Source organism: Sphaerisporangium sp. NPDC004334 (assembly GCF_053602655.1).
On sequence record NZ_JBSGDZ010000031.1, the window covers coordinates 60,999 to 84,211 of the forward strand.

At 71.8% G+C, this 23,213-nt stretch carries 21 protein-coding genes; 11 read left to right on the top strand and 10 right to left on the bottom strand.

The window, feature by feature from the left end; genetic code table 11:
- Positions 1 to 16: 16 nt before the first annotated feature.
- The 7 genes from ACWEN6_RS33025 to ACWEN6_RS33055 all read left to right on the top strand — a co-directional run bounded on the left by ACWEN6_RS33025 (position 17) and on the right by ACWEN6_RS33055 (position 6,789).
- Positions 17 to 2,227 (top strand): transglycosylase domain-containing protein, encoded by a 2,211-nt coding sequence (locus ACWEN6_RS33025; protein WP_452575756.1) that lies wholly within the window; start codon positions 17 to 19, stop codon positions 2,225 to 2,227.
- A gap of 72 nt (positions 2,228 to 2,299) precedes the next feature.
- Complete coding sequence (locus tag ACWEN6_RS33030) at positions 2,300 to 2,659, top strand: BlaI/MecI/CopY family transcriptional regulator (protein ID WP_354852313.1); 360 nt, start codon at positions 2,300 to 2,302, stop codon at positions 2,657 to 2,659.
- A complete protein-coding gene (locus tag ACWEN6_RS33035; protein ID WP_452575758.1) occupies positions 2,656 to 3,582 on the top strand; it encodes a M56 family metallopeptidase in 927 nt (308 codons plus the stop codon). Before ACWEN6_RS33030 ends, ACWEN6_RS33035 begins: the two co-directional genes overlap by 4 nt.
- 69 nt (positions 3,583 to 3,651) lie before the next feature.
- A complete protein-coding gene (locus ACWEN6_RS33040; RefSeq protein ID WP_452575760.1) occupies positions 3,652 to 4,134 on the top strand; it encodes a helix-turn-helix domain-containing protein in 483 nt (160 codons plus the stop codon).
- 3 nt (positions 4,135 to 4,137) lie between these two features.
- On the top strand, positions 4,138 to 4,584 hold the full coding sequence (locus ACWEN6_RS33045; protein ID WP_354852307.1) for a hypothetical protein: 447 nt from the start codon (positions 4,138 to 4,140) through the stop codon (positions 4,582 to 4,584).
- A 132-nt stretch (positions 4,585 to 4,716) separates the two neighbouring features.
- Positions 4,717 to 5,058, top strand: coding sequence for a DUF2516 family protein (locus ACWEN6_RS33050; protein WP_354852305.1), 342 nt, complete (start codon positions 4,717 to 4,719; stop codon positions 5,056 to 5,058).
- Positions 5,059 to 5,160: 102 nt separating this feature from the next.
- Positions 5,161 to 6,789 carry a DUF2207 domain-containing protein gene (locus ACWEN6_RS33055; protein WP_452575762.1) on the top strand — a complete coding sequence of 543 codons (1,629 nt, stop codon included), beginning with the start codon at positions 5,161 to 5,163 and terminating at the stop codon, positions 6,787 to 6,789.
- Between the two features lie 86 nt (positions 6,790 to 6,875).
- On the opposite strand, the gene ACWEN6_RS33060 is transcribed toward ACWEN6_RS33055, so the two are convergent.
- Positions 6,876 to 7,832: an asparaginase gene (locus ACWEN6_RS33060; RefSeq protein WP_452575764.1), complete on the bottom strand. Its 957-nt coding sequence runs from the start codon at positions 7,830 to 7,832 to the stop codon at positions 6,876 to 6,878.
- 310 nt (positions 7,833 to 8,142) lie between these two features.
- Between ACWEN6_RS33060 and dtd the strand changes: the two genes are divergently transcribed.
- The gene (dtd, locus tag ACWEN6_RS33065) at positions 8,143 to 8,568 is read left to right on the top strand and encodes a D-aminoacyl-tRNA deacylase (protein WP_354852300.1); all 426 of its coding nucleotides are present in this window, start codon (positions 8,143 to 8,145) and stop codon (positions 8,566 to 8,568) included.
- A gap of 137 nt (positions 8,569 to 8,705) precedes the next feature.
- Here the strand turns inward: dtd and ACWEN6_RS33070 are convergent, their stop codons facing one another.
- The 5 genes from ACWEN6_RS33070 to ACWEN6_RS33090 form a co-directional block, all read right to left on the bottom strand.
- Positions 8,706 to 9,644 carry a CPBP family intramembrane glutamic endopeptidase gene (locus ACWEN6_RS33070; RefSeq protein ID WP_452575766.1) on the bottom strand — a complete coding sequence of 313 codons (939 nt, stop codon included), beginning with the start codon at positions 9,642 to 9,644 and terminating at the stop codon, positions 8,706 to 8,708.
- 52 nt (positions 9,645 to 9,696) lie between these two features.
- Complete coding sequence (locus ACWEN6_RS33075; protein WP_452575768.1) at positions 9,697 to 10,260, bottom strand: DUF3887 domain-containing protein; 564 nt, start codon at positions 10,258 to 10,260, stop codon at positions 9,697 to 9,699.
- A 451-nt stretch (positions 10,261 to 10,711) separates the two neighbouring features.
- Positions 10,712 to 11,776: a CAF17-like 4Fe-4S cluster assembly/insertion protein YgfZ gene (gene ygfZ / locus ACWEN6_RS33080; RefSeq protein WP_452575770.1), complete on the bottom strand. Its 1,065-nt coding sequence runs from the start codon at positions 11,774 to 11,776 to the stop codon at positions 10,712 to 10,714.
- A 38-nt stretch (positions 11,777 to 11,814) separates the two neighbouring features.
- Complete coding sequence (locus ACWEN6_RS33085) at positions 11,815 to 12,228, bottom strand: Fur family transcriptional regulator (RefSeq protein ID WP_452575772.1); 414 nt, start codon at positions 12,226 to 12,228, stop codon at positions 11,815 to 11,817.
- Between the two features lie 415 nt (positions 12,229 to 12,643).
- Positions 12,644 to 13,132, bottom strand: coding sequence for an FABP family protein (locus tag ACWEN6_RS33090; protein ID WP_452575774.1), 489 nt, complete (start codon positions 13,130 to 13,132; stop codon positions 12,644 to 12,646).
- Positions 13,133 to 13,231: 99 nt separating this feature from the next.
- Between ACWEN6_RS33090 and ACWEN6_RS33095 the strand changes: the two genes are divergently transcribed.
- The 3 genes from ACWEN6_RS33095 (at position 13,232) to ACWEN6_RS33105 (ending at position 15,895) form a co-directional block, all read left to right on the top strand.
- Positions 13,232 to 13,594, top strand: coding sequence for a DsrE family protein (locus tag ACWEN6_RS33095; protein WP_354852294.1), 363 nt, complete (start codon positions 13,232 to 13,234; stop codon positions 13,592 to 13,594).
- Positions 13,595 to 13,739: 145 nt separating this feature from the next.
- Positions 13,740 to 15,179 carry a serine hydrolase domain-containing protein gene (locus tag ACWEN6_RS33100; protein ID WP_452575776.1) on the top strand — a complete coding sequence of 480 codons (1,440 nt, stop codon included), beginning with the start codon at positions 13,740 to 13,742 and terminating at the stop codon, positions 15,177 to 15,179.
- On the top strand, positions 15,176 to 15,895 hold the full coding sequence (locus tag ACWEN6_RS33105) for a MerR family transcriptional regulator (RefSeq protein ID WP_452575778.1): 720 nt from the start codon (positions 15,176 to 15,178) through the stop codon (positions 15,893 to 15,895). The genes ACWEN6_RS33100 and ACWEN6_RS33105 overlap by 4 nt, the downstream gene beginning before the upstream one ends.
- Positions 15,896 to 15,912: 17 nt before the next feature.
- Here the strand turns inward: ACWEN6_RS33105 and ACWEN6_RS33110 are convergent, their stop codons facing one another.
- The 4 genes from ACWEN6_RS33110 to ACWEN6_RS33125 form a co-directional block, all read right to left on the bottom strand.
- Positions 15,913 to 16,626 (bottom strand): type 1 glutamine amidotransferase, encoded by a 714-nt coding sequence (locus tag ACWEN6_RS33110; RefSeq protein WP_354852292.1) that lies wholly within the window; start codon positions 16,624 to 16,626, stop codon positions 15,913 to 15,915.
- Positions 16,616 to 17,845 (bottom strand): MurT ligase domain-containing protein, encoded by a 1,230-nt coding sequence (locus ACWEN6_RS33115; RefSeq protein WP_354852291.1) that lies wholly within the window; start codon positions 17,843 to 17,845, stop codon positions 16,616 to 16,618. Before ACWEN6_RS33115 ends, ACWEN6_RS33110 begins: the two co-directional genes overlap by 11 nt.
- A gap of 76 nt (positions 17,846 to 17,921) precedes the next feature.
- Positions 17,922 to 21,017, bottom strand: a complete 3,096-nt coding sequence (locus tag ACWEN6_RS33120) for an ATP-binding protein (protein ID WP_452575780.1) — start codon at positions 21,015 to 21,017, stop codon at positions 17,922 to 17,924.
- 81 nt (positions 21,018 to 21,098) lie between these two features.
- Positions 21,099 to 23,042: a hypothetical protein gene (locus ACWEN6_RS33125; protein ID WP_452575781.1), complete on the bottom strand. Its 1,944-nt coding sequence runs from the start codon at positions 23,040 to 23,042 to the stop codon at positions 21,099 to 21,101.
- Between the last annotated feature and the right edge of the window lie 171 nt (positions 23,043 to 23,213).

Below are 23,213 nucleotides of genomic sequence, written 5' to 3' on the forward strand. Positions count from 1 at the left end.
CGATAGGGGAGGGTTGATGTTCAGCCTCGGGGAGCAGGGCCCGGACCACGAGCTCGGCGAGCGGTACGAGGGCACGCCCGCGCGACGCGCGCTGACCGGCGTCGCCCGCCTCGCCGCCGCCGCGGTGGCCGCGGGCGTGCTGGTCGCAGGCCTGGCGCTGCCCGTGGTGGGCGGCGGGGGCGCGGCCGTGGTGCAGGCGTCGGACGAGCTGAACCTCAAGCCGGCCGACCTGGTGGAGCCGCCGCTGGCGGAGAAGACCACCGTCCTGGACGCCAAGGGCAAGCCCTTCGCCCAGTTCTGGGACGTCTACCGCGAGGTCGTGTCGCTCGACGCGGTGGCCGAGGTGATGAAGACCGCGATCGTCTCCATCGAGGACTACCGCTTCTACCAGCACGGCGCCATCGACCTGGAGGGCACGGCCCGCGCCCTGGCCCGCAACCTGCAGTCGGGCGGAGTGAGCCAGGGCGGCTCGAGCATCACCCAGCAGTACGTCAAGCAGGTGCTGCTCAACGCGGCCGTCACCGACAAGGAGAAGAAGAAGGCGCTGGAGGCCAGCTACGCGCGCAAGCTGAACGAACTGCGGTTCGCCATGGCCGTCGAGCAGAAGTACACCAAGGACGAGATCCTCGAGAAGTACCTGAACATCGCCTACTTCGGGGCGGGCGCCAACGGGGTGGAGGCCGCGGCCAAGCGGTTCTTCGGCGTGCACGCCTCCCACCTCAACCTGTGGCAGGCGGCGACGCTGGCCGGCGCGGTGCAACTGCCCACCGCCACCGACCCCGAAGGCGGCAAGAAGAACCGGCAGAGGCTGCTCGAGCGGCGCAACACCGTGCTCGACCGCATGGCCCAGCTCGGCAAGATCACCCCGGCGCAGGCCGCCGAGGCCAAGTCCAAGAAGCTCGGGTACAAGGGCACCCCGCTGCCCGGCAACTGCACGGCCAGCCCCTACCCGTACTTCTGCGTGTACCTGCGCGAGGAGTTCCTGCGCAACCCGGCCTTCGGCAAGACCGAGGAGGACCGCGCCCGGCTGCTCTACCGCGGCGGCCTGACGATCAAGTCCACGCTCGACCCGCGCATGCAGGCGGCGGCCGAGAAGGCCATCGAGAAGCACGTCTACGCCACCGACGGCCCGGTCGCCTCCGAGGCCCTGCTCCAGCCGGGCACCGGAGCGATCAAGGCGATGGCGGCCAGCCGGCCGTACGGCACCTCGGCCCGCAAGGGCGAGATGTCGTACAACATCGTGGCGGACACGGCGCACGGCGGCATCGGAGGCCTCCAGGCGGGCTCGACCTTCAAGACCTTCACGCTGATCACGGCGCTGAAGCAGGGCATGAAGATCAACGACGGCTTCACCGTCGGCAGCGGCTTCCGCGCCGCGGGGTACTCCGACTTCAAGAACTGCGCCGGCGGCCGCATCGGCGACCCGACGCACACCATCACCAACGACGAGGGCGGCGGCGGCTTCAAGACGCTGCAGACCGGCACCTGGAACTCCGTCAACACCTTCTTCCTGGAGCTGGAGCGCCGGGTCGGCCTGTGCCCCACCGTCCAGACCGCCAAGTCGCTGGGCATCAAGCGCGCCGACGGGGCCCCGCTGAAGGAGTTCGAGACCTTCACCCTCGGCATCAACGAGATGGACCCGGTGACCGTCGCCAACGCCTACGCCGCGATCGCCGCCCACGGGAAGTACTGCGCTCCCATGGTGATCACGCAGGTCACCGACCAGGCCGGCAAGGTCACCGACCACTCCCCCCGGTGCCGCCAGGCGCTGGAGCCCGCGATCGCCGACGCCACGGCGCACATCCTGTCCGGGGTGCTGACCAAGGGGACGATGCGGGCCGTGGGCGGCATCGGCCGCGACGCCGCCGGCAAGACCGGTACCAACGACGACCAGGCGAGCGCCTGGTTCGCCGGCTTCACCCCCGACCTCGCCGCCGCGGTCAGCCTCGGCGACCCGCGGGGCGCGATCGCGCACAAGCTGAACGGGGTCACCATCGGCGGGCGGTACTTCGGCGCGGTGTTCGGGGCGACCATCCCCGGCCCGATCTGGAAGGACACCTTCCTGGCCGCGCTGAAGGGCGTGGACCCGACGCCGTTCGCGCCGCTCGACACCGACCGGTTCGGCGGCTGCGGCGCCGAGTGCCTGCCCGACCGGCCCACTCCGGACGACGACACCCCGCCGGGCGACGCCGTGGTCGTCACCCCTGGCGTGACCGAAAGCCGCTGACCCGGTGGGTAGGCCAGGCTCACCGTCCGGCCCTCTACGCGACGTAGTACTACTCGGGGTAGGCTTGTCCGCGTGAAGGGTCTCGGCGAGCTTGAACGCAGCATCATGGACATCCTGTGGGCGGAGGACGTCCCGTTGACCGCCAGGGAGGTCGGCCGTCTGATCGCCGACCGCGACCTCGCCCCCACGACCGTGATGACGGTGCTCGACCGGCTGACCCGCAAGGGCTTCCTCAACCGCACCCGCGACGGGCGCGCCTGGCGGTACGCTCCGGCGGCCGGCCGCGACGCGTACGTGGCGGAGCTTATGCTGGAAGCCCTCGACATGACCGGTGACCGCTCGGCGGCGCTCACGCGCTTCGCCCAGACGGTCTCGGGCTCCGAGGCCGACATCCTCCGCAGAGCACTCACGGAGCTGGAAGAGGAAGAGTGATCGCAGCCGCCGTCCTTGCCGCGCTCGCCACGGCGTGCGCGCTCGGGGCATGGCGGCTCACGTTCGCCCGGTGGCCGTGGCGGGCCCCCCGGTCGGCCATCCTGCTCTGGCAGTCACTCGGCGTGACGTGGGGTCTGGCCAGCGTCGGCGCGTTGCTGGCCTACGCGCTGGAGCCGTACGGCGCGGGGGTGCTGTACGGGCTGCACACCTTCGCCGACTCGGCGATCTCCCTCGGCATGGGCCACGGCCTGCTCCGCCCCGCGGACCTGCCGCGCCTGGCCGCGCTCGCCGCGGGCCTGAGCCTGCTGGCCGTGCTGGTCGTGGTGCTGCTCGCCGCCGGCGCCACGACGCTGCGCGCCCGCCGGCGCCACCGCGTGCTGCTCGCCCTCATCGCCCACGACGACCCGGGAGTGCCGGGCGTGCGCGTCGTCGACCACCCGGGCGCCGCCGCGTACTGCCTGCCGGGCCTGCGGTCGGAGGTCGTCGTCAGCGCGGGCACGCTGTCGCTGCTCAGCCAGGACGAGCTCACCGCCGTGCTGGCCCACGAGGCGGCCCACGTCCGCGAGCGGCACGACTTGGTCCTGCTGCCGTTCACCGCGCTGAGCTGGGCGCTGCCGTGGCTCGGCGTGGTCCGCAACGCGCACTCCTCGGTCGCCCTGCTGGTCGAGATGGCCGCCGACGACCGCGCCCGCCGCTACTGCTCGCCGCGCCGCCTGGCGACGGCGCTGCTGCGTTTCGGCACGGCCGGGGCGGTGCCGGCCCCCGACGGCGCCCTCGGCGCGGGCAGCGACCACGTGATGGCCCGGGTGAACCGGCTGGTCAAGCCGGGCGCCACGCTTCCCCGGCGGGTCCGCTACAGCCTGGTGACGTTCTCGGTGCTGTTGTCGGTCTCCGCTCCGCTGCTCTGGATGTATCCCGGCTGACCGCCGACGCGCTTGCTGGCGTTCGCCATAGTGTTTGCATTTGCAAGCAGCGCGACGCATACTGGAGGCATGGAACTACCGAAGGTCGGCTCGATCGGTGAGTACATCCGCGATCAGCGGACGCAGGCGAAGATCTCGCTGCGCCAGCTCGCCACGCAGGCGGGGGTGTCCAACCCCTACCTGAGCCAGATCGAACGCGGGCTGCGCAAGCCGAGCGCGGAGATCCTGAACCAGATCGCCAAGGGCCTGCGCATCTCTTCGCAGGCGCTGTACGTACAGGCCGGTCTCATCGAGGAACGCGAGCCGGACAGCGATGTGCTGGCCGCCATCCGCGTCGACCGCACTCTCACCGAGCGGCAACGCCAGGTGCTGACCGATATCTACGAGTCGTTCCGCAAGGAGAACCGAGCCGAGGCTCCGCCCGAAGACGAGCAGTCCGCCGAGACCGCCCGCTCCGAGCCGGAACCCCGAGAGGTCGACGCGGTTCCCGTGGAGGAGGCCACCACCTCCTCGCCGAACGGCCGCATCCAACCAGAACCCAAGGAAGGTTGACCCATGCCTCTCAACGACGAGGTCAAGAAGCTCGCCGAGTCCAAGCCGTTCTACGCCGTCGCCGGCGCGGGCGACTTCGCGGTCGAGAAGCTCCGTGAGCTGCCCGAGCAGCTCCACCGCCTGCAGTCGCGCCGGTCCGAGGTTGGCGCCGTCGCGCGCGACCTGCCCACCATGGCCAAGAAGTACGCCAGCGACGTGCAGGTCAAGGCCGAGGCCGTCGCCAAGGACTTCCCCGAGAAGGCCAAGGAGTACGCCGACACCATCAGCGCCAAGGCCGTGCTGCTCTACGACCAGTTCGCCGACCGCGGCCGCAAGGTCGTCAGCCGGGTGACCGGCGAGGCCGCCCTGGAGCTGGAGGAGGTCTCCACCTCCGCCGAGCCGGCGATCGCCTCCCGTCCGGCCGGTCCCCGCAGGACCACCCGCACCACCGGCTCCGGCACCAAGGCCTGAGCCACCCGCTTCCGCGCCCGTCCCGGAACTCCGGGGCGGGCTTGGTGCGTTCACGGGACGGGACGGCGTCCGCCAGGCCCCCGGCCGGGCTAGGCTGAAGCCGGCCGTTCATATGACCCCCTGGGAGAGGCGATGTTCGAGATTCACAGTTTCCTGGATCTCATTTTCTGGGTGCTCGCCATCGCGGCCTTCGGCATGTGCGGGTGGGCCCTCTTCCACGCCATCCGCACCCCCGCCCGCGCGTTCGCCATCGCCGGCAAGCTGAGCAAGAAGCTCTGGCTGCTGTTCCTGAGCCTGGCGACCCTGTTCACCTTCGCCGCCGTGGTCGGGTACGCCGGGCTGACGGCCATCAGCTTCTTCACGATCATCTCGGTCATCGCCTCAGGGGTGTACCTGGCCGACGTCAAGCCGGCCGTGGGCGAGATCGGCCGGGGCGGCCGCGGCGGCAACAACGGCCCGTACGGTCCCTGGTGACCGCGCCGCCCGGCCACCGAGGTTGTCCGGGTTTATTGGCCCTTGATCAGGCGTGGGCGTTCCCATAACGGCTGTCGGCGCCGACCGCTAGGCTGACGCCCCATGGTGGATCTCCTTCGTCGATGCGCGCTCGCGGCCACGCTGGGCCTGCTCGTGACCGCCCCGGCCGCCCACGCCGAGGCCGCGGACGGCGTGAGCAAGGCCGACGTCACCGTGGAGCTGCGGCCCGGCGGCGTCCTGCACGTCAAGGAGCAGATCACCTACACCGGCCAGGTCCGGCGCACGCTGCTCACCCACACCCGCTACGACGACGCCAACGACCGCGTCTACCGCGTCACCGGCTTCAAGGGCGAGGGCGCCCTCGCCGGGGACACCATCACCCTCGGCGGCAAGGGCACGGCCACCATCGAGTACGACGTGGCCGGCGCCGTCACCCCGGTCGGCGGCGGTGAGGAGCTGCGCTGGTACGCCGTCAACGGCTGGTCGGCCCCCGTCCAGCAGGCCCTGGTCCGGCTGAGCGGCCCCGCCCCCCTGCAGTCCCTCTCATGCTTCGCCGGCGACCTCACCGCGGCCACCGGCTGCACCGCCGCCTCCATGGACGAGAGCGGCACGCGCGCCGAGTTCGAGCAGCAGGGGCTCGGCCCTGACCAGGCGCTCACCGTGGTGGCCGGCTTCCCCGCGGGCGCCAGCGGGGGCAGGCCGATCCTCGAGCGGCGCTTCGAACTGTCCAACGCCTTCACCCTCAACCCGGTCACCGGCGGCGCGCTCGGCGGGCTGCTGGTGCTGCTGCTCGGCGGCGTCGCGCTGCTCTACTGGACCCGCGGCCGCGACGCCCGCGTCATCGACCACGAGGCCGGCGCCCCGGTCACCACGCTGCGCGACGGCCACTTCTCCCCGCCCGACGGCGTCCGTCCCGGGCAGGTCGGCACGCTGATCGACGAGCAGGCCGACGTGATCGACGTGACGGCCACCATCGTCGACCTCGCCGTCCGCGGCTACGTCCACATCGAGGAGCAGCCGCGCGGCGCCTACGACGCGCCCGACTGGCGGCTGGTCAAGGTAGCGGGCGCGCCCATGGACGACCTGCTCGACTACGAGCGGGCACTGCACATGGCGATCTTCGATGGTCGCGACGCGGTGCTGCTGTCGGAGCTGCACGGCTCGTTCACGGCGGGGCTCGGCAAGGTGCGCGACGCGCTCTACCGCGACGTCGTCGCCCAGGGCTGGTTCGCCCGGCGACCCGACTCCGTGCGCACCCGCTGGACCACCGTCGGGGTGGTGGTCACGGTGCTCGGCGTGCTGGCCACGGTGCTGCTGGCCTGGTTCACCACCTACGGCCTGATCGGCCTGGCCCTGATCATCGCCGGGGCGGCGCTGTCGGTGGGCGGGCAGTACATGCCGGCCAAGACCGCGCGCGGCTCCTCCGCCCTTGCTCACACCCTGGGCTTTCGCGACTACCTCGCCTCCGGCGAGATCGGCGAGGTGCCCCCGGCCCAGCGCATCGAGCTTTTCTCGCGCTACCTGCCCTACGCCGTGGTCTTCGACAACGTCGACCGCTGGGCGCGCGTGGTGGGCTCGCTGAACGGCAACGGCACGCGGGCCGACCACCTGTACTGGTACCACGGCCCGGCCGAGTGGGACCTGTCGAAGTTCGCCGACTCCATGCGCACGTTCACGCTGACCACCTCCGGCGCCATCTCCACCTCCCGCCAGTTCCGCCGCGCCATCTGACCTCCGCCCGGTGCGCACCGCCCGGTGCGCACCGCCCGGCGCGCACCGCCCGGCGCGCACCATCGCGGGCGAGGCCGTGCGGGCGGTCACACCGGGCCGCGGACGCGGACCTCGCCGACGGGGCGCCCGCCGCCGAACTGCGGCGGAGTGGCCAGCGTGGTCAGCTCCGCGGCCTCCAGACCGAGCCCCAGCGCACGCAGCGTGGCGACCGTCACCGGGACCCGGGCGCGCGCGTTGCCGTCTTCGATCTTGACGGTGGCCGCGTGGCCGTCGTCGAAGGCGAACGCGTCGAATCCCTCGGCGCCCGACTTGACCATGAGGCCGGGGACGGCCCGCATCAGCGTGGCCTCCGGGCGGGTGGTGCCCGAGGTCCATTCGGGGTGGGCGCGCATCGCGTCGGCGACGCGCCGCTCGTGGCTGCCCGGCTCGGCCAGCGCCAGGGCGCGGAACGCCCGGGCGATGCCGGCCATGGAGGAGAAGAACAGCGGCGCGCCGCAGCCGTCCACGCCGGTGGCGGCGACCCGCTCGCCGGTCAGCTCCTCGGCGGTGGCGCGGATGGCCCGCTGCAGCGGGTGGGCGGGGTGGAGGTAGTCGGAGGTGCGCCAGCCGTTCACCACGCAGGTGGCCAGCATGGCCGCGTGCTTGCCCGAGCAGTTCATGGTGAGCCTGGCCGGGCCGCCGCCCGCGCGGAGCACGCGGTGCGCGGTCGCGACGTCGAGCGGGAGGTCCTCGGGGCACTGCAGGGCCGTCTCGTCCAAGCCCGCGACGGCCAGGATCTTCAGCACGCCCTCCAGGTGGAAGTCCTCACCGGAGTGGCTGGAGCACGCCAGCGCCAGCAGCTCGCCGTCCAGCTCCAGCCCGGCGCGGAGCATGCCGACCGCCTGGATGGGCTTCATCGACGAGCGCGGCGAGGCCGCGGCGGCGACGTCGCCGTGGACGACGGCGGTCTTGCCCTCGGCGTCCACGGCGAACACCCAGGCCCGGTGGACCGACTCGACGAACCCCGAACGAACGACTTCCACGATCAACGGCGCAACGGACACGTCATCTCCTCTCGCACATGAGTCTACGGACGGACGATCAGTGCCGTTCATTCGGCGACCATTCGGCGCCGGCGCACGGACGGCTTGCCCGGCGTACCCACGATGTGGACCATGACGCGCGACGGGCGGGGCGGCTGACCGGCCCGCCGCACCCGGCCGAGAGCGCGGGTGACCGGCGGCCGCGCCTCGCCGAGGAGCGGGTCACCGGCCGGGCGCGCCTCGCCGAGGGTCTAGGTGACCGGCGCGCGCGCCTCACCGAGGGCGCGGCCGTGTTCGCGGGCGTCCACAAGCGGTGGAAGAATCGGGGACCATGCGCGCCGTTGTCCAGAGGGTCGGTTCCGCCTCCGTGGTCGTCGACGGGCGGACCGTCGGAGCCATCGACGAGCCCGGCCTGCTCGTGCTGGTCGGCGTGACCCACGACGACGGTCCCGCCCATGCGGCCAAGCTCGCCGCCAAGCTGTGGGGCCTGCGCATCCTGTCCGGCGAGAAGTCCTGCTCCGACATCGGCGCCCCCCTGCTGGTGGTCAGCCAGTTCACCCTCTACGGCGACGCACGCAAGGGCCGTCGGCCGACCTGGCAGGCGGCGGCGCCCGGGCCGGTCGCCGAGCCGCTGGTCGAGGCCGTCGTGGCCGAGTTGCGCGCGCTCGGCGCCCGGGTGGAGACCGGCGTGTTCGGCGCCGACATGAAGGTCGCGCTGGTCAACGACGGCCCCATCACGCTCGTCATCGACATCTGACACCGCCCACCCGCGGCGGGCCGGCGGAACCCCGGTCGGCCCGAGCATGCCATCCCGCCGCAGGCGAGATTCCGCCGAGGGCGGCGTCCGGCCGGGGCTTGAGGCGCCCCGGTAGCAATGAGGAAAAGGTCTCCTGGTCAGCCTGTGGTTTCTGTGAGACGAGCTTCACGGTCATGGGCGCTTCGCGGAGCGAACCGTCCCGTGGCGATCAGGATCACGACGAGCGTGAACGGCACGATCCACCCGCTCCAGCCGAGGATCGTCGCCTGCGTGGTGTCGACGTGCTCGCCGGCCTTGGCGAACAGGAGGTAGGCCCCGCCCGCCCCATTGAACGCGGCATGCGCGAGGGCCGAGGGCCACACCAACCCAGAACGCAGCCGCAGCCAGCCGAAGACCGCGCCGACCAGGACGCACATGCCGACCATCGCGGTCACGCCGAGCCAGCCCGGCGCATCCGGGTAGTTGTACCCGAGAAGAATGAGCGGAGCGTGCCAGAGGCCCCAGATCACGCCCGAGATCAGCAGGGCTGGGAGTGTACCGAGCGGCATCAGTTTCGGCAGCAGCCACCCTCGCCACCCGAGTTCCTCCCCCAGCGCCGGGATGAGGTTGATGAACGCCGCCAAGGGGAGTGTGGCGAGCTGGATGACGACGAGCGCGCCGATCGGTATCGGGATTTCAGCCACTCCCGCGGCGCCCGCCTGCTCGTCGAGGACCTGCTGGAAGGCGGAGAAGTGCACGAAATCGGCCGGGTAGACCCCCAGCAGCGCGCCGACCGGGAGCGCTACCAGGACGAGCGCGATGGACACGATGATCCCCAGCGCCGCGTAGCCGAGCAGGCTCCGGACCGGTCGCAACGGCCACAGTCCGAGCGTCCACGTCTTGTGCTGCGGCCGCTCGACGAAGAACACGACGACGAGGGCGGCGATCGCGGGGGTCATCATCGTGGCGGCGGCCACGAGGGTGAACCAGGGGGCGGCGAGTCCGTCACCGAACCAGAGCGGGAGCGCGAGGAGCCAGGCGAGCGCGAACGCCAGGGTGGTGAACACACCGATGGATCGCAGATCGCGGCCGCTCATGCGGCTCCGCCCCGGGGCGTGGCCGTCTTCGATCCGCCCGGAGATGCGATGGTCACGACGTCTGCCTCTCGAGGATGTGCAGACCGGCGATGGTGCGGTCGTCGCGGAACGCGATCCGTGCCGTGTAGTCGCCCGCCTCCAACGCGAGCGGCGTGTTCGTGATCGTCACGTCGCCGGCCCTGGTGACCTCAGGCTCTCCGAACCCCTCGAAAGCTCCCGACAGGCCGACGATCTGCGCCCACGCGGCCGCGAGCGCGTCCTCCGACAGGCCATCGCGCATGCTCGGGTCGAACTGCTCGGTGACACGCGTCCATTGCCCGGATGCGAGGTTCTCGATCACCGAGGCGGCCAGGTCGGCGACGCCGGGCAGGGGGGTGGTGCTCATGAATTCTCCTGTTCTTGGATCGATCGGTCTGCCGTAGCGCTGAAACGCCGCCTGCCGGCTCACGCCGAGCGCATCACCGATGACCTGCCACGTGGCGCCGTTCTGGCGCGCCTGCTGCACGACGGCACGCACGACGTCATCGGCGGCCGCCTGCATGCTCACGGCGCGCCCTATCGAGTCGGCCCAGTCGTCGCTCCTCGTCAGGACACGCGAGGCGAGGAACGCCTCCATGCGCGCTTTCAGGGCCCGCACCGCCTCTGTCAACATATCTTGCACTCGTAAACCATAGCTTTACAAATGGGCTGCGCGTCAAGAGAGGGTTGCTGGGGCCATCTGGCTGGAGTCGAACGCCGGCGAGCGTTTTCGCAGCTCAGAGCAGTGACCTTGCGATGCCCCGGTCCGCGGCGATTCCCGGGTTCACTGCGGACCGGGGCATCGGGTCCACGGCGCGTATGGCGTCGGCCGGGGTCGGCGCTCGCAGCGGCTTCCGACAAGCGCGCGCCCTTGACGAACCGGCCGGTGTGATCGGTGCCGGTCACGCGCCTGAACGCGAGCGGCACGGCGAACCGGTCCGACACCGATCCACCATGGTGATCGAACGGAGACGTCAGCCGGAGGATCTTCCGTTACCGCTGGTCAGACGCGACTTCGTTGAAAGGTGATTATTGCTACTGAGACCTCTTCAGCGGATGCGGCGGCGCAGGGCGGGGTCGATGGTGACGTTGCGCCCGGCGTCCGGCGGCACCACGACCTCCTGGGTGGCGGCGACCCCGCCGGCCAGCAGCGCGATGTCCACCGGCACGGTGCGCTTCACCACGGCCAGCGCGATGGGGCCGAGCTCGTGATGGCGGACGGCGGTGCCGACGAAGCCCACCTGCCCCGGCTCTGCGGCGCCCTCCACCGCGGCCTCCGGGTCGGCCTCGCGCGGCGAGCCGACGCCGAACGTCACCGGCGCCCCGTGCGGCGGCAGGGTGTCGACGCTGCCGTCCAGGTGCAGGAAGACCAGGCGGCGCGGCGGGTGGCCGAGGTTGTGCACCCGTGCGACGGTCTCCTGCCCGCGGTAGCACCCCTTGGACAGGTGGACGGCCGAGCCGATCCAGCCGACCTCGTGCGGGATCGTCTTGTGGTCGGTCTCGAAGCCCTCGCGGGGAAGGTGCGCCTCGACGCGCAGCGCCTCGTAGGCCCACAGGCCCGCCGGGCGCAGGCCGAGCTCGGCCGGGAGCCCGGCCAGCCGCTCGCGCGGGACCAGCAGGTCGCCGCCGATGGCGATCGCCCCATCGGGCGCGGACACGGCGGTGCCCTCGTCTCCCGCGCCCGGGGCCCGGACCGTGACGACCGCGTACGCGGAGGTCAGGTCGTCGACCTCGACGCGCATCATGAACCGCATCTTGAGCAGGAAGGCGATGAGCGCGGCCGAGGTGCCGGGCTCCACGTGGGCCCAGAGCGACTCGCCGTCGTCGACCAGGGTGAGATGGTGCTCCAGCCTGCCCTGCGGGTCGAGGAACAGCGTCTGCGACGGGGTGCCCGGCGGGAGCGTGTCGACCTTCTGCGAGGTGAGGCTGTTGATCCAGCCGAGCCGGTCGGGGCCGGAGATCCGCAGGACCTCGCGGTTGCCGCGGTCGACGAGGGCCCGCCCTTCGGCCAGCGCGCGTTGCTCGGCGTACGGCTCGCCGTAGTGGGCGGCCACGGCGTGGTCGGGAGACTCGGCGGCGACCGCGCCTGGCGTGTCAAGCAGAGGGCTACGCATGCCCCAAGGTTATTGCGCCGGGCAGGTCGCGGGGACCTTCAGGACCGGCAGTCGCGGCAGCGGCCGAAGACGGTCAGGTGGTGGACGTCGGTCTCGAAGCCGAGCTCGTCGTTGAGCGTGGTCACCAGACCGTCGACCATCTCGGGACGGACCTCGGTGATCTGGCCGCACCCCCGGCAGACCAGGTGGACGTGGTCGGCCTTGCTCGCCAGGTGGTAGGTGGGCGCACCGTGGCCGAGATGGGTGTGGGTGACCATGCCCAGCTCTTCGAGCAGTTCCAGCGTGCGGTAGACGGTGGAGATGTTGACGCCTCTCGCGGTCTCCTGCACCTGCCCGCAGATGTCCTCAGGAGTGGCGTGTCCGAGCCGGGTCACCGCCTCCAGCACCAACTGCCGTTGCGGAGTCACCCGGTATCCGCGCGCGCGCAACTCCTCGTGCCATGTCCCGGTCATGGAATGAGTCTACGAGCAGCGGAGGGAAGCAAGGCCGGTGTAACCGGTTGCGGCCCGCCGTAAATAATCGCTTGCCCCCGCGCCGGAGGCTCGCATAGCGTACGAAGCACGCAGAAGGGAGGTGGTCCAAACAATGGTTAGTCATTATTGGGCTAGCGAGGTGGCTGTCCGCTAGGACATCGCCCATCGGGACCTTCGTCCAGATGATGTCGTGCCCTCCCGGGCACCGGCGACGTCCGGCGAATCCAAGCAGACACCGGAACCCCGGGCAGCCGGCGGGGGGAGTTTTCTCCTCCCATGGTCCAGCCGGCCCGTCTCCCTCGGAGGCGGAGCGCGCCCGGGGTTTTCACGTTCTTCCGCCTCCTCCCCGCCGCGCCGGCGTCCCCGCCCGGGCCCGCGCGGGCCCGGAGGGGTCTCAGCCGACCTTCTTCAGCTCCGCCGACAGGTGCGAGGTCAGCGGCCGGCCCACGGCGGCCATGTCGTAGGCGTACATGAGGTTGCCGTTGACCAGGCCGTAGAGGCGGCGCCCCGCGGTGTACTCCTTGGCGGTGGCCGTGCGGGCCACGACGTCGGTCTGCAGCTCGATCTTGTGGAACACGACCTCGCCGACGTAGATCTCGACGATGCCCGTGGGGTGCGAGAGCAGCACCTCCACCTGCCGCTCGGGCAGCGAGCGCCAGTGCCCCGACTCGGTGGCCAGGGGCCTGACCATGGCGCCCTCGTCGTCCAGCAGCCAGGTCCTGCTCTGGTAGCTCAGGAACGGCTTGCCGTTGTGCTCGAAGACGATCTCCTGGCCGAAGCGGAAGCTCTCGATCGTCGGGTAGCCGCCCACCCCGGCCCCCTCCCACCTGCCCAGCAGGAAGGCGATCGGCTCGAGGTCCGGATGAATTGACTGGGAGTCCATGGCATCTGAGCCTAGATGCCCGCCCACGGGCCCGTGCCAGGACATCGGAACCGGGAATCGCCTGGTGAAGCGCCCGTGTCCGCGAATAGGCTCAGAGCCATGGCACGATCAATGGTGATAAAGGTGACGGCGGGCGCGGATGCCCCCGAGAGGTGCAACCAGGCGTTCACCGTCGCGGCGGCGGCCGTGGCGAGCGGCGTGCCGGTCTCGCTGTGGCTGACCGGCGAGTCCGCCTGGTACGGCCTGCCCGGCCGGGCCAAGGAGTTCGCCCTGCCGCACGCGACGCCCCTGGCCGACCTGCTCGACGTCGTGCTGGCCGGCGGGAAGGTCACCGTCTGCACGCAGTGCGCGGCGCGCCGGGACATCGGCCCGCAGGACCTCATCGAGGGCGTCCGCATCGCCGGCGCGTCGACCTTCGTCGAGGAGGCCCTCGCCGAGGACGCGCAGGCACTCGTCTACTGACCGCGCAGCGCTGCTGCGCCCCGGTCGCAACGGTCGCGCGGGCGAGGGCGGCGGCTCAGCCGGCCGTAGCACTCAAGGCGGACCGGATTCTTCGGTGTCGCAGGTCTTGACCCTGCCCCTGGGGCAGGGTCAGACGATGCTCCGCATGGACGACAACGCATTGCACACCGTCAAAGCCCAGATCCTCGAGCAGGCCGCCGCCTACTGCGAGTCTGGCGGCATCCCCGGCTTCGTCGCCGGCGTCCACCACGCCGGCGAGCAGATCGTCCTCGCCCACGGCGTCGCGAACCTCGCCACCGGCGCACCGATGCGCGAGGACACCGGGTTCCTCTTCGGCTCTGTCACCAAGGTCATGACCACCACGCTGGTCCTGCGGCAGGTCGACCTTGGACTGCTCGACCTCGACACGCCGGTGGTGAAGTACCTTCCCGAATTCGCGCTGGCCGCAAGGGGGGCGGCGGAGGGCATCCTGGTCCGGCACCTGATCTCCCACACCAACGGCATCGACGCGGACCTGTTCTTCCCCGACGCCAAGGGCCGCGACGCCCTGAAGACCTACCTCACCGGTGCGGCGAGCGACTGCGGCATCCTGTTCGGACCGGGCGAGCAGCTCAGCTACTCCAACGGCGGCATGATCGTCGCGGGCCGCCTGCTGGAGGTGGTGACCGGCACGGCGTTCCCCGACCTGCTCGAGCACGAGGTTTACGCGCCCGTCGGCATGAAGGACTCCGGCACCTCGGCCGAGCAGGCCATCCTGCGCAGCACGGCGGTCGGCCACTTCCTGAACCCCGAGACCATGGCGGCCGAACCCACGAACATGTTCATGCTGCCCGACACCTGGGGGCCGGCCGGGGGGACGCCGATCGGCACCATCGCCGACCTGCTCGCGTTCGGGCGCACCCACCTCGCCGGCGGTGTCTCCCCCACCGGCACTCGCGTCCTTTCGGCTCGGTCGACCGCGCTGATGCAGCAGGTCTGGCACGACATGGCGACTCCGAACGTCCCGCCGATGGGCCTGGGCTGGGTGCGATACCCGTTCGGCGACACGACCGTCCTCGCCATGTCCGGCGCGTCGCCCGGCGGCGTGGCCATCCTGTGCGTCGTGCCCGAACACGACCTGGTCTTCACCGCCTTCGGCAACACTTCAGGGGCGATCATGTTGCAGGACCAGATCCTGCGGTGGCTGCTGAGCGAGTATCTCGGTGTCCGGATCCCCCCTCTGATCCACGAAGTGGAGCAGGACGTCGATCTCATCCCGTACGCGGGCACCTACCGCTCCAACCAGCTCCGCATCGAGGTGGACATCGTCGAGGGAGGTCTCGAAGAGCGGACGACCTACGAACCAGCGGACGCGTCGCAAGAGCGGATCTTCACCGAGTTCGCCGGTGGCATGACCTCCGCCCCGCCGCGGCGCTACGTGCCGATCAGGCCCGGCCTGTTCGCGCCCGCCGGATACCCTCTGGAGACGTTCGACGGATACCTGCGACTGCTGCTGGTCTCCTACCATGACCTCCGCGACGGCCGTGCGCGCTTCCGCAACGGCGGCGGCCGCCTGACCAGGCGGGTGGAAGGACGGACTTCATGATCACCATCGGGCAGCTCGCGCACTACGCCGGGGTGACGATCAAAGCCATCCGCCACTATCACCAGCGCGGTCTGCTCGCCGAACCCGGCCGCGACTCCTCCGGCTACCGGCGCTACACCGCCCAGGACGTCATCGACCTCATCAAGATCAGGACTCTGGCGGACGCGGGCGTGCCGCTGGCCCGCGTCAAGGACCTGGTCGACGCCGACGCGGACACGCTCGCCAGAGCCATCGCCGAGATCGACCAGGAGCTCCACGCCCGCATCGCGCGGTTGCGGGCGGTCCACGACCAACTCGCCCAGCTGCGCGGCGGCGACCGGCTCTTCGTCTCCCCGGAGGTCGCCGACTATCTGGACGACCTGCGCCGGCTGGGAGTCAGCGAACGCCAGACACACCTGGAACGCGACGGCTGGATCCTCATGCGAACCGCCTCACCCGAGCAAGCCTCCCTGTGGATCGCCGAGAAGCGCGAGCTCATGGCCGATCCGGAGTTCCGAGCCCTCTACCTGGAGCACGACGCCGCCTACGACTGGTCGCCGGAGGATCCCCGCTTGCCCGCACTCGCGGATCGTACCCGGCGTTGGTTCACCGACCACGACAGCCACTCCGAGACGCGCCCTCTCCCGAACGCCGTCATCGCGCGGTTGGCCGCGCGTTCCCAGCCCGGAGCCTCATCTCCGGCCTGGGAACGCCTGGTGCGCCTCATGAAGGCGTAAGCCTCGAAGCGCGACCTTCAGCGGGGCAGGACGGCCCTGAGGCGCTCGTCGCGCAGGCGGTCGTACCAGGCGTCGTCGATCGGCGCCAGCGGCCCGGCCGCCCAGCTCAGGAACACATCGGCCAGCCAGGGGTTGCGCGCGAGCGCCGGGCCGTGCAGGTAGGTGCCCACGATCTTGCCCGCGTGGCAGCCCTCGGTGCCGTCGCCGTTGCCCGTGCCGACCACCGTGCGCGACAGGGGACGCACGCCCGGGCCGAGGCGCGTGACGCCCATGTGGTTCTCGAAGCCGGTCAGCATGTGACCGCCGAGCCCGGTGTCCACCTCGGCCGCCAGCTCGCCCACCGCGCGGGCCGGCCCGCGGGCGCTCTCGATGTCCAGCAGCCCGATGCCCGCCACCGGCTGGCCCTCCTCGCCGCCGAACACCGACCCCATGATCTGGTAGCCGGCGCAGACGGCCAGCAGCGACGCGCCCCGGTCGACCGCCCGGGGCAGGCCGCCGTCGCGGCGCAGCCGCTCGGCGGCCAAGATCTGCGGACGGTCCTCCCCGCCGCCGATCAGGTAGATGTCCCCCGAGTCGGGCACCGGATCGGCGGAGCGGACGTAGACGGTCTCGACGGGGATGCCCCGCTTGCGGGCCCGCTGCTCCAGGATCAGCACGTTGCCCTGGTCGCCGTAGGTGCTCAGCAGGTCGGGATAGATCCATACGATGCGCAGGGCGCTGTCAGAGGGCACGGCCGAACTCCGCTCGGATCTGCTGGAAGGCTGTGTAGTTGGCGATCACGTCCACCCTGCCCGGCGCCTGCCGGGTGACGGCCTCGGCGAAGCTCTCGCAGAGCTGGAAGGGCACCCCGGCGACGTCCAGGCGCAGCGCCAGGTCCAGGCGGCGTTCGCCGGTCACGTAGACCGGGCGGCCGCTGAGGATGCGGTAGTCGACGTCCCACAGCCACGAGGTGTCGCGGCCGTCGGGGCCCTGGGCGTTCACCGACAGGATGATCGGCAGGGCCGGGTCGGAGACCTCGAAGGCCTCCAGCCACCCGGCGGGGTTCTTGGCGAGCAGCAGCCGCATCGCGCGGCCGTCGCGCTCGACCATGGTGTAGCGCCCGGCGACCGAGGTCACCTCGCGCAGCCGCGGCAGGGCCTGCTGGACGGGCATGCCGAACAGTTCGGCGACGGCCAGGGCGATGGCGGCGTTGGCGCGGTTGGCCCGGCCGGGCAGGCTCAGGTCGAGCACCCAGCGCTGCCGGCGCGGGTCGATCACCGCGTCGTCGTCGAGCACCCACGCCGGCTCGGGGCGGCGGAAGGTGCACTCGCGGCAGGCCCAGTCGTCGCCCTTGCGGTCGAGGGGGCCGCCGCACTCGGGGCAGCACCAGGAGTCCTCCTTCCAGGGCTGCCCGCACGACACCCAGGTGACCCGGGCGGCCGTGGAGGCGCCCCAGGTGACCAGCGGGTCGTCGCAGTTGGCGACCACGTGGACGTCCTGGCCGGCCAGGGCGCGGCGCCATTTCTGGGCCAGCAGCCAGATCTCGGCCGCGCGGTCCATCTGGTCGCGGCTGAGGTTCATCAGGCAGACGACGCTCGCGCCGGTCGTGTCGAGCACCTCGGGGAGGTACTTCTCGTCGACCTCCAGCACGGCGAACGGCGCCTGCTTGGACTGCGACAGCGCCGACACGTGGCCGGCGGGCATGTTCGCGCCGAAGGCGTTGGTGGCCACCTCGCCGAGCTCCTGGAGCTCGGAGGTGATCAGACGGGTGGTGGTGGTCTTGCCGTTGGTGGCGCTGACCAGCACGAGCTTGCGGTCGGCGGCCAGCTTGCGCAGCAGGTCAGGCTCGAGGATCAGCCCGACGCGCCCGCCGATCACCGATCCGTCGCCGCGTCCGGTGACCCGGGAGAGGGTCGCTGCCGTACGCCCGAGGGCACTCGCGAGCTGAGCCCGCAGCGGTAGCTGGGTCATGCCCGAGATCCTAGTGCCGCCCGCGCGAAGAGTCCCTCACGAGCACCCAAAGCGCCCCTCTCGAGCGGGCCGCCGGTCAGTCCATGAAGGACAGCTCGGCCCGGTTCTCCGCGCCGCCCTCGAACGGCAGGACGAAGCGCCGCGGCCAGGACAGGACCGTCTCCAGCCAGGCCGCGCCCATCGTCTGGGCGACGTGCCGCAGCCGGTCGCGGGGCTCGACGCCGATGGCCACGGTGGCGAAGTCGCGCCCGACGCCCTCGTGCTCGTCGTCGCCGAGCAGCACCCGCCAGGCCAGCGCCCGGTTGCGGTCCATCTCCATGGACAGCGGGTGGTGGCGCAGCGCCTTGGCGCGGTGGCCGAGCAGTTCGGCGCGGGCCATGGCCTCCGCCCCCGCCGCCCCGCTCACCCCGAGGTGCGGGTACGGGCGGCCGGTGGGGTCGGTGCCGAACAGGGCGTACTCCATCGGGGGCGCGGGGCTGCGCAGGTCGGGCGCCGGGCGGCCGTAGGGGAAGAGCCGGTCGACCTCGTGCACCCAGCGCACCTGCGGGATCACCCACGCCGCGCCCGGCCGCTCACCGGCCGAGGGCTTGGCGTCCTGGGAGGGGTCCAGCAGGCCGGCCGCCACCTCGGCGGCCTTGACCGTGAGCAGCGTGGGGTCGTAGAAGGTGCGCAGCGACCAGGCCCGCCGGGCGACCGCGCGCTCGACGAGCGTCGCGAGCAGGCATTCGCGGCGCCGGGGCGGCAGCTCGGCCCAGATCTCGCGAAGGACGCGCGGCACGCCCGGCAGCGACCGGTTGGTGCAGAAGGCGAGGACCACCGTGTCGGTCCAGATGCGCAGCCACGCCCATTCGGGGGCGTCGGCGAGCAGGTCGGCCTCGCGCAGCTCGAACAGGGTGCACGCCTTGCCGCTGGTGCACTCGCGCCCGCAGGCGGCCGAGCGGCGGCCGCGGATCGGCGGGATGGGGCCGAGCACGGTGCGCTCGCGATCCTCGCCCAGCGGCACCTGGATGCGCAGCGGGCGGTCCATGCCGTCGGCGAAGACGGCGGCGATGCCGGGCTGGAGCGAGACGACCTGCCGCGACTGCTCCTCGCTGAGGTTGATCGCGGCGCCGACCAGCCGGCGGTCGTCCTCGGCGGGCAGGCGGTGCACGACCTTGAGCGCGGTGTTCTTGACCACGTCGGCGATGAGCTTGGTGGGGATCTGCTCGGCCACCACGATGCCCTCGCCGTAGGCGCGGATCTCGGCGAGCATGCCGGCGAGCAGCTCGACGGCGTGGGTGCTGGCGCGCTGGGAGCCGCGGTCGCGCAGCAGCCGGTGCGCCTCCTCGATCACGATGACGTGCTGGAGCCCTTTGGACTTCTCCTGGCGGGCGCGCATGCGCAGGTGCTCGACGATGCGGATGATCAGCGTGCCCATGAGGAACGCCTTGTCCTCGTCGTTGGCGACGTCCTCGATCGCGAACACGACGTTGCGCTGCAGCAGGCCGCCGATGTCGGCCGGGTGGCCGCCCTCGAAGAACCGGCCGGCGGAGCCGACGCGCAGGCTGCGCAGCCGCAGGCTGATGAAGCCCTCGACGTCGGCCTGCACCTCGTTGCCGTACCCGATCTCCTGGATGACCTCCAGCGCCTGCGCCTGTAACTGCTCCAGCGTCGGCACGGCCGGCTGGACCGCGGCGCCGGGGATGCCGCCGCCGGTGACGACGTCCCAGCCGTTGGCCTCGTAGACCCGCTGCAGGGCCAGCGACATGATCTGCGGGAAGGGCTCCTCGGCGTCGAAGGCCGCCATGAACAGCGCGCGGACCATGTCGATGTGCGCCTGCACCGGATAGCCGGGCTCGGGGGCCAGCGGGTTGACGCTGAACGGCACGTTGTCGGGCGCCGAGGGGTTGATCACGGTCAGCGGGGACAGGCGCTCGACCCGGCCCGCCATTGCCGCGTACTCGGACTTGGCGGGCTCGATGGCCAGCCACGGGATGCCGGCCTCGGTGAGCTGCTCCAGCAGGTGGCGGACGGTCTGCGACTTGCCCGAGCCGGTGGCCCCGGTGACGAAGGCGTGCCGGTTCAGCGTGGCGAGCGGCACCCGGAACGAGCCCACCGCGCGGTCCTGGCCGTCGATGATGGCGCCCAGGTCGAGCACCGGCTCGCCGGTGTTGCGCACGTCGGCCTCGCTGGTGACGTCGAAGAACCCGGCGTCCAGCACGCGCACGCCCGGCACCTCGCGGCGGGGCAGCCCGGCCAGCGCGGCCAGCGCCCCGGCGGTGGCGGCGAACGGCGCCGCCGCGCCGTCGGCAGGGTCCTGCAGGGTGACCCCGAGCGCCTCGGCGAACCCGTACAGCGGCTCGCCGGAGGTGGAACGGCCGAACCCGGCCAGGATGGGCAGCGACAGGGCGCTGCGCAGCCGGTAGGGGTGGTGGCTCATCTCGACCGACCCGACGAGCACCGGGGCGATCTGGCGCAGCTCGTCCGGGCCTGCCGCCCCGGCCAGCACGCGGACGTTCCACAGCCCGGCCTCGCGGAAGGCGTCCAGTTCCTGCATGCGCCGCTCGGCGCGCTCGGCGTCGAACCGGCTGCGCTCGGAGGCGTCGCCGTACTGGCGCAGCACGTTGAGCTGGGTGCGCAGGTGGGCCACCTCGGCGTCGAGCAGGTCGGTGGGCTCGGCCACCACCAGCCAGGCGAACGGGCGCGACATGAGCGTGACCAGCGTGGACTCGAACAGGGTGGGACGCAGCAGGTCGTCGGGGCCCGGCTCCCTGCGGCCGTTGAGCGGCGGCGCCTGGCGGCCGGGGCAGGGCGTCCAGGCGAGGTCGGCCAGGTCGGCGAGCCAGTCGTCGCCGATCTCGACGCCCCGCGCGCCGCCGGGGAACAGCAGCGGCTGGGGGCCGTGCGGCGGCTCCTCCACGGTGGCGCTGGACGCGCGGCGCGGCGGGCGCGGCGGGGTGAGCGGCCCGGCGTTGGTGATCAGTTCGAGCGGCGCGCCCGACCCGCGCGACAGCCAGCCGATGACGAACGGCCGGTTGCGCTGAGCGGCGGACAGCACGGCGGGCAGGACGGTGACGAAGTCCCACTCTGCCGACGAGCTACGCGAGGGGGCGGTGATCGCCTGAATGCGATACCACGGACCACTCAGCGGGAACGGCGCGCTAGGCGCTGCGGAGGACACGCTTGCCTGCATATCAAGCTCGGATCCTTATCGCCACCGGCGTTTGCCAGGGGATTACCACTTCAATGCCTTCTCCTCCCGTCCGGGCGCGGATCACTGGCCTCTCCGCCAGTCGAGCCGCTCCGGCGGGGGGCCGAGGTTGGGCGGGAACGGGTCGGGGTCGGGCTCGCCTTCGGGTTCGGCGGGGGTGAGCATGACCCGGCGGACCTCCTCGAACTCCCCCAAAGTGGTCTTGGGGAAGGTGAGGATGGCCGGGTTGGCGTCGGCGAGCCGCACCTGGCGTCCCTCGGCCGTCGCGTGGGTGACGATCACCGAGGTGGTGGGGAGCTGCTGGAGCTGGTGCGGCTCGACCAGGAACTCGCGGCTGCGGTGCAGCACGCGCTCCTCCCCCATCGCCTTGCTGGCCCTGCGGCCCCACTCGGTGGACTCGGTGATGCCCTCCTTGAGGTCCCCCTCGGCCTTGTCCTCCTCCTCGGGCCCGGCCCGGCCGGCCCCGTCGCCGACCGTCGAGGTGTAGGAGCCGTTCAGGCCGTCCACGCTGGTGCCGATGGTCTCGGTGAGCTGCGCCAGCTCCAGACGGTGCTCGGTGCCCATGTGCTCGCTGGCCACGCGGGCGTCCTCGGCGTTGCCGAGCCGCATGAAGGCGACGGCGGCGTGGCCGCGGCCCAGGCGCTCCCTGACCGTCGGGGTGAGCGCGCGGTAGGTGAGCACCAGGCCGGTCTGCGAGGTCTCGCAGGCGTCCATCAGCCGGTCGAGCACGTCCCCGCGCAGCTTGTCCGCGCCCGCGACGATGATCGTGTGGTACCAGGGCCGCTCGGAGGCCGGGGACTGGCGCAGGATGTGGGTCAGCGCCGTGGCGACGTAGGTGCCCAGCACGCGGTTGCCGAACACGCCGGCCTGGCGGTCCATGGAGACCACGCGCAGGCGCGCCGGCGGCAGCCGCACCGCCTCGGAGCCGAGCGTCTCGAGCTTGCGGAGCTGGGACTCAAGGGCCCAGGCGCGCTCGATGACCACCCGGTCGGTGACACCGCGGCCGAACAGGGTGCCGATGCGTTCGAGCTGGGTGGCGGTGAGCAGGCCGAACCGCAGGTCGTCGCGCGGGTCGCCAACCTGGGCCAGGGCGCGCAGCGCGGCGGTGACCTGGTTGATCGTGGCGTTCTCGCCCAGCACCTCCAGCACCCGTTCGAGGATCGCGTTGTCGAAGCTCAGGTCGCGGGTGGTGCGGTGCTCCTCGCTGACGCTGACGACGTGGGCGAGCACGTCGGCGAAGGCTTCGGGCGGCAGGGTGGCGCCGAGGTCGAGCCGGGGCAGGTCGGTGGGCAGCACCCACACCAGCGGGTCGTCGCCGCCGCGCCTGGCCAGCTCGATGAGGTCCTTGGCGATGGCGCCCTCGGACAGGTCGAGCACGGTGAGGTGGCCGCCGCTGTAGAGACGGGTGGCGCCGAGCAGGGTGATCAGCGCCGACCAGCCGGGCAGGGTGCCGCCGGCCACGTCGATGCGGTCGATCTCGTCGGGCACGGCGACGGCGTACCAGGTGAGCTGCTTGTCGTACTGCTCCTTCTTGGCGGCCCACTCGCGGTAGCGGGCGGCGTGCTCCTCCTGGGCCAGGAACAGCTCGTGTTCGCGCTGCTCGCGCTGCTTGCCCGCCCGCGTCTCCTGCTCGCGGATGCGTGAGCGCAGGGCGCGCTCGCCCTGGTGGACGGCATACCCGCAGATGGCGGCGATGCCGCCGGTGGCGACCAGCCCGATGACGACGAACGGCCAGCCCATGATCTCGGTGAGGCCGAGGGCGAGGATGAGCACCGCCAGCAGCGACATGAAGACACCGACGATCTTCACGGGGCGGTTGAGCAGGTCTTCCTGGAGACGTTCCCTGCGGACCCAGGTGGGGTCGACGGCGGCGGGCTCGGCGGGGGTCTCGGCCGGCGAAGGGCGCCTGGGAGGCGGGCCAGGGTCGGGGAACAGCATCGCGTACTGCCAGCCGAGGTAGATCCGGTCAGCCTGCAGCTGCGCATGCTCGGGGTGCACGTCCGCCACCGGACCTCCACCTGATCAAGGGTCGTGCCTGCCGGAAAGCTCGCCGGCGCTCTCGTGGTCCGCTCTCCGACTGTGACAGCGTATGAGGTGGGCCCCGCATTCGGGCACGGTTCTCGCCATTCGGACCAGATATCTGCCCTCTGCCCCTACCCATTGGGACGAACGAGGCGG

What these genes read in the sequence shown, in the direction of transcription:
- ACWEN6_RS33025 (WP_452575756.1), top strand. Translation starts at nt 17, where the DNA reads ATGTTCAGCCTCGGGGAGCAGGGCCCGGACCACGAGCTCGGCGAGCGG.
- ACWEN6_RS33040 (WP_452575760.1), top strand. Translation starts at nt 3,652, where the DNA reads ATGGAACTACCGAAGGTCGGCTCGATCGGTGAGTACATCCGCGATCAG.
- ACWEN6_RS33045 (WP_354852307.1), top strand. Translation starts at nt 4,138, where the DNA reads ATGCCTCTCAACGACGAGGTCAAGAAGCTCGCCGAGTCCAAGCCGTTC.
- ACWEN6_RS33050 (WP_354852305.1), top strand. Translation starts at nt 4,717, where the DNA reads ATGTTCGAGATTCACAGTTTCCTGGATCTCATTTTCTGGGTGCTCGCC.
- ACWEN6_RS33055 (WP_452575762.1), top strand. Translation starts at nt 5,161, where the DNA reads ATGGTGGATCTCCTTCGTCGATGCGCGCTCGCGGCCACGCTGGGCCTG.
- dtd (WP_354852300.1), top strand. Translation starts at nt 8,143, where the DNA reads ATGCGCGCCGTTGTCCAGAGGGTCGGTTCCGCCTCCGTGGTCGTCGAC.
- ACWEN6_RS33070 (WP_452575766.1), bottom strand. Translation starts at nt 9,644, where the DNA reads ATGAGCGGCCGCGATCTGCGATCCATCGGTGTGTTCACCACCCTGGCG.
- ACWEN6_RS33075 (WP_452575768.1), bottom strand. Translation starts at nt 10,260, where the DNA reads ATGGAGGCGTTCCTCGCCTCGCGTGTCCTGACGAGGAGCGACGACTGG.
- ygfZ (WP_452575770.1), bottom strand. Translation starts at nt 11,776, where the DNA reads ATGCGTAGCCCTCTGCTTGACACGCCAGGCGCGGTCGCCGCCGAGTCT.
- ACWEN6_RS33085 (WP_452575772.1), bottom strand. Translation starts at nt 12,228, where the DNA reads ATGACCGGGACATGGCACGAGGAGTTGCGCGCGCGCGGATACCGGGTG.
- ACWEN6_RS33090 (WP_452575774.1), bottom strand. Translation starts at nt 13,132, where the DNA reads ATGGACTCCCAGTCAATTCATCCGGACCTCGAGCCGATCGCCTTCCTG.
- ACWEN6_RS33095 (WP_354852294.1), top strand. Translation starts at nt 13,232, where the DNA reads ATGGCACGATCAATGGTGATAAAGGTGACGGCGGGCGCGGATGCCCCC.
- ACWEN6_RS33100 (WP_452575776.1), top strand. Translation starts at nt 13,740, where the DNA reads ATGGACGACAACGCATTGCACACCGTCAAAGCCCAGATCCTCGAGCAG.
- ACWEN6_RS33105 (WP_452575778.1), top strand. Translation starts at nt 15,176, where the DNA reads ATGATCACCATCGGGCAGCTCGCGCACTACGCCGGGGTGACGATCAAA.
- ACWEN6_RS33115 (WP_354852291.1), bottom strand. Translation starts at nt 17,845, where the DNA reads ATGACCCAGCTACCGCTGCGGGCTCAGCTCGCGAGTGCCCTCGGGCGT.
- ACWEN6_RS33120 (WP_452575780.1), bottom strand. Translation starts at nt 21,017, where the DNA reads ATGCAGGCAAGCGTGTCCTCCGCAGCGCCTAGCGCGCCGTTCCCGCTG.